This is a genomic window from Nonomuraea sp. NPDC003707, assembly GCF_053587055.1.
Map to the genome: position 1 here is coordinate 1 of NZ_JBSFNK010000109.1, position 4092 is coordinate 4092.

Genomic DNA, 4092 nt, shown 5'->3' on the forward strand with positions numbered 1-4092 from the left:
CTTCTTGCCCAGCCACAGCAGGAACAGCTGGAGCGGGAAGAGCACAACCGCGAGGGCGATGGCCCAGGCCAGGAAGATCGGGAAGTGGATCGCCCGGACCAGGGGGGCGGCGATGAACGCGTACACGGCGACGATGACCGCGCCGGGCACCAGGTGCAGTGCGATGGAGAACGGGACGGAGTGACGGTCGGCGAGGAGCTTCGCGACGAAGCCTTTCGGCTGGGCGCTTCGGGTGTCGGCCGGGTGCTGCATTGCTTTATCCATGCCGGGAATCGTGGCCCCGCGACCCTACACGGACCTGACATCGCTCTGATACGGCTTCGAGTCACCGTGAAAGGCGCAGGTCACGGCGGGTGCGGGGCGGGCGGGAGTCATCGGGTCGCTCCCGCGTCGCGGGTTCGACGGGGATCGGAATTATTTCCAGGAGCTGCTGTACGGGGACGCCGTCCCGGACGCCGAGACCGTATGCAGACCACCGCAGGAGAGCGCTCCGGTCACTGACATGTAGACCCCGCGCGAGCTACTCACATTATGTCCGCGGGGAGTGAAGTACGAAGTTGCGACAGCGATGGGCTGACCATCATGCTGGCTGATTACATCCAGGCGTGGCCGGTCGAGGGATTTGGCGAGGGAGGCCCTGTCGCCGGGGATTGGTGAATCGATGGCGTAAGCGTGCTCGGTGCATGCTCGTACGCCCCGTCACACGCCGTCAGAACCTGGCACTGCCGGACACACAAAATGTGTGGAGGCGGCACGAACCACCATCAGACAGCACCGCGCGGCACTAAAGGATCTTGCTTCTAATCCGATGGTCTCAGTGCTCGAAACTCCGATGCCTGCGCTTTCGAGACGAGTCGAGACGAAGCTTGATCTAGTCTTTACGTTCGATCGCGTTGGCGGCTAACACTTGATTTATCGAAAGCAGCGCGTTGCCAATGATTTGCTCAACATGTACAGAATGCCTTATCTCAAACTTCGGTAAGGCTCGCGCACGAGTTCTGGGGACTTCGACTGCCTAATCCGACGGTCGCAGGTTGGAATCCTGCAGGGCGCGCTTTGATCATGGTCTGACCTGCGGCTATACGGGATCGGATGCGTTCTAGAATTTTTGTCTAGCGCTTGCGTGCTCCGTGCGTGCTCGCGCGCACCAACCCCGCACACGCATGATCGACATCGGCCTTCTGGGGCTGCTCATGCCGTACCCGCCGCCGCGCCGCGCCCCGCATGGGCCGCCCGCGGCCGAACGCATCGTTGCCCGGATGAATGCGGTCTACACCGCGCTGGGCGACCCGCCTCCGTCCCGAGCCGAATCAGGCAAGGATCGCCCATGACCGCTAGCGACCCGGAAACCGCCGTCGCGACGGCGGTGACGGAGAACGGGGCCGCTGCCGCGCCAGCCGTCCTGAACGCCATCATCTCCAGGGCTGAGGCCTGGGAGAAGATCAAGCCGGGAACACTGGACCGGGTGATCACGCTCATCGTGGAGGCGGAGCAGCGTGACAACCGCCAGTACTGGGCGGAGTTCTGGCTCCGTGTCGCAGGCATCGTGTGCGGGCTCGTGTTCGTCCTGCTGCTGTGTCTGCTCGCCAAGTACTTCGTCGACAAGGGGGCACCCACCCAGGCGGCGGCGCTGTTCGGGGTGGGGGCGGCCTCGATGCTGACGGCATTCGTCACTCAGCACGTACGGGGACGCAAGGGGGAGCAGTGAACCCGCGTTAGCTCAGGATCTTCTGAACAACGCTGATTCGCCTCAGCTTCGCTGAGTCAGCCCAGCGGGATTGTCGACGCCTTGCGAAGATCATTTCCGATGCCTGACGGAATCCAAATTATCCGACGGACATTCAAATCGTTCCGTTGTTTGTGCACATCAGATCGACGCTGCGATAGTAGTGGCGTTGTCTTGTCGCCTCAGTTGGCCGTCTTGCCTGAACGCAGTGGCTGCGGAGGTTTCGTCCGACACCGCTTGTTGGCGAGTTCTGACACCGCCGGGCACGTGTCGGTGCCGCGGATGTTGGTTTGCGTCGACACCGCTTCCGCGCCCGACGGGTGTCAGGTTGTCCGCTGCTTTGTGGCTTGGGCCAGACGGTAGGAGTCGGTGCCGGTCTCGAGGATGGTGCCGCCGAAGGTGAGTCGGTCGACGATGGCTGCGCATAGCCGGGGGTCGGTGAAGGTCTTGGTCCAGCCATCTGGGGGTGGCACATGTTCCTGTCGGAGGATTCCGCCTGTTAGCTGGGGCTCCTGGGTTCTTTCTCGTTTCTCTGATTCGTGAGGCGCTAGAGGCGTATGTTAGGCGCTGCCTTCATTCTTCCGGTGTGAGGAAGGTGTGCCGGTGGTGCGGTCTCGACTGCGAGTGCTGGAGGGCGGGGCGCTCCCGCTTGAGCCTCTAGCCAGTGACCCGATGGAGTATCAGGCGCGATGCGTCGAGGCGTTCGTGGCGTCGTGGGCCGCTCGCGGGTTCAGCCCGGTGACCATCGAGAACGACACCGGGCTGCTGGAGCGGACCCTGGCCGCGCTGGGCCGTCCGGCCTGGGAGGTCACCCCGGAAGACATCGATCGCGTGGTCGGTGACCTGGCCGTGGCCGGTCGCGCCGCCTCGACGCGGCGCGAGTATGTGCAGATCTTCAAGGGCTTTCACCGGTTCCTGCAGGTGCGCAAGGCCGCCGAGATCGAGGCCGCGTTCGGGGCGCGGCTGGTCTGCCCGGTGGATGAGTTCAACGCCTCCCGGCATGTCGGCGATGACTCCCCGGCCGAGCTGCCGCCGCCGGCACCGGAGCGGGTCAGCGGCTTCTTCGACTTCCTCAAGGACCGGATCGCCACCGCCCGCAAGTACGCGCCGGCGGCGCGGGATTACGCGCTGTTTCGCACTCTCTATCACGCCGGGCTGCGGTCGGAGGAGGCCGCGCTGCTGGACCGGCCGGACGTGCACTTCAACCGGGGCCCGTTTGGCAAGCTGCATGTCCGCTTCGGCAAGGGCGCCCGCACCTCGGGGCCGCGGCCGCGGTGGGTGCCCATGCTGGACGGGCTGGACCTGGTGCTGCGCTGGTTCCTGGCCGACGTGCGCGACCGCTTCCCCGACTCGCCGGTGCTGTTCGCCGATGAGTCCGGCGGGGCCCTGCATCGCGGCACCATCCGTAACCGGCTGCGCTATCTCATGCAGTTGGAGGGGCGGCCGCAGACCGAGTGGTTCAGCCCGCATGCGCTGCGCCGGGCATGCGCCACCCACAACTACGAGCGCGGCGTGGACCTGGTGGCCATCCAGCAGTTGCTCGGGCACTGGACGGTGAGCTCGACGATGCGGTATGTCCGGCCGTCGGCCACCTTCATTGAAGATGCCTATCGCCGGGCGGTGACCAGCACGCTGGGTGAGTTGACCGGACAGGGAGACCCGACGGCATGAAGATTCGATGGAAACTGCGCATGGCCGCCGCGCAGCGCGAGGTGTGGACCGGAGCTCAGCTGCGGCGGCTGCTGGCTGACAAGGCCGGGCTGGAGCTGTCGGCGGCGTCGGTGTCGGCACTGCTGACCAAGGAGCCCACGCAGGTAAAGCTGTCCACCCTGGCCGCGTTGTGCACCGCGCTGGAGTGCAGCCCCAACGACCTGTTCGAGGTGGACACCACCCCCGTCGAGCAACCCATCCGGCCGCCGCAGCCAGTAGCCGAGCCCAAGGCCGCCTCCAGCGGAGGCCGTTCCATGCCACCGCTGTGACCAAGCGCGAAGGACAGCGATGGGAAAACGGCAACGCGACTGCGTGGACTGTGGTGGCCCGGTCGGCATCATCGACCGGCGGCACTGCTGCCGCTGCCTAAGGCGGCTCAACGAAGCGGCCGCCAAGGCGTCCTGTCCGGTCTGTGGCAAGCAGCGGATGCTGCAGGCCGACACCGGCCGATGCATCACGTGCTCGCGTGTCTGCGCCGAGTGCGGGCATCCCGTCCGCTCGCCGGATGCGACGCTGTGCCGGGACTGCACGCGCCAGGCTCGGCAGCGGGCGGCTCAGCGGCCGTGCCCGCGCTGCGGCCGCCCGGGCTATCTGCGCGAAGCCACCGGCTGGTGCGGGACCTGTTCACGTCCTCGCCAGGCGAAGGACCCGCCGCG

General features: G+C 66.1%; 5 protein-coding genes and 1 pseudogene. 4 read left to right on the forward strand and 2 right to left on the reverse strand.

The window, feature by feature from the left end:
- Nucleotides 1-264: hypothetical protein (locus tag ACWDRB_RS67595; protein WP_449912814.1), on the reverse strand; the 264-nt coding region annotated here is incomplete at its 3' end.
- Nucleotides 265-1163: 899 nt separating this feature from the next.
- Between ACWDRB_RS67595 and ACWDRB_RS67600 the strand changes: the two genes are divergently transcribed.
- A complete protein-coding gene (locus ACWDRB_RS67600; protein WP_449912816.1) occupies nucleotides 1164-1331 on the forward strand; it encodes a hypothetical protein in 168 nt (55 codons plus the stop codon).
- Entirely contained in the window at nucleotides 1328-1708 is a 381-nt protein-coding gene (locus tag ACWDRB_RS67605; protein ID WP_449912818.1) for a hypothetical protein, read from the forward strand. Before ACWDRB_RS67600 ends, ACWDRB_RS67605 begins: the two co-directional genes overlap by 4 nt.
- A gap of 341 nt (nucleotides 1709-2049) precedes the next feature.
- On the opposite strand, the pseudogene ACWDRB_RS67610 reads toward ACWDRB_RS67605, so the two are convergent.
- Nucleotides 2050-2184: pseudogene (locus ACWDRB_RS67610) on the reverse strand (ATP-binding protein); the annotation flags it as partial.
- A gap of 214 nt (nucleotides 2185-2398) precedes the next feature.
- Between ACWDRB_RS67610 and ACWDRB_RS67615 the strand changes: the two are divergent.
- On the forward strand, nucleotides 2399-3397 hold the full coding sequence (locus tag ACWDRB_RS67615; RefSeq protein WP_449912820.1) for a tyrosine-type recombinase/integrase: 999 nt from the start codon (nucleotides 2399-2401) through the stop codon (nucleotides 3395-3397).
- Nucleotides 3394-3705 (forward strand): helix-turn-helix domain-containing protein, encoded by a 312-nt coding sequence (locus ACWDRB_RS67620; RefSeq protein WP_449912822.1) that lies wholly within the window; start codon nucleotides 3394-3396, stop codon nucleotides 3703-3705. Before ACWDRB_RS67615 ends, ACWDRB_RS67620 begins: the two co-directional genes overlap by 4 nt.
- Nucleotides 3706-4092: the final 387 nt, after the last annotated feature.

What these genes read in the sequence shown, in the direction of transcription:
- ACWDRB_RS67620 (WP_449912822.1), top strand. Translation starts at nt 3,394, where the DNA reads ATGAAGATTCGATGGAAACTGCGCATGGCCGCCGCGCAGCGCGAGGTG.
- ACWDRB_RS67615 (WP_449912820.1), top strand. Translation starts at nt 2,399, where the DNA reads ATGGAGTATCAGGCGCGATGCGTCGAGGCGTTCGTGGCGTCGTGGGCC.
- ACWDRB_RS67600 (WP_449912816.1), top strand. Translation starts at nt 1,164, where the DNA reads ATGATCGACATCGGCCTTCTGGGGCTGCTCATGCCGTACCCGCCGCCG.
- ACWDRB_RS67605 (WP_449912818.1), top strand. Translation starts at nt 1,328, where the DNA reads ATGACCGCTAGCGACCCGGAAACCGCCGTCGCGACGGCGGTGACGGAG.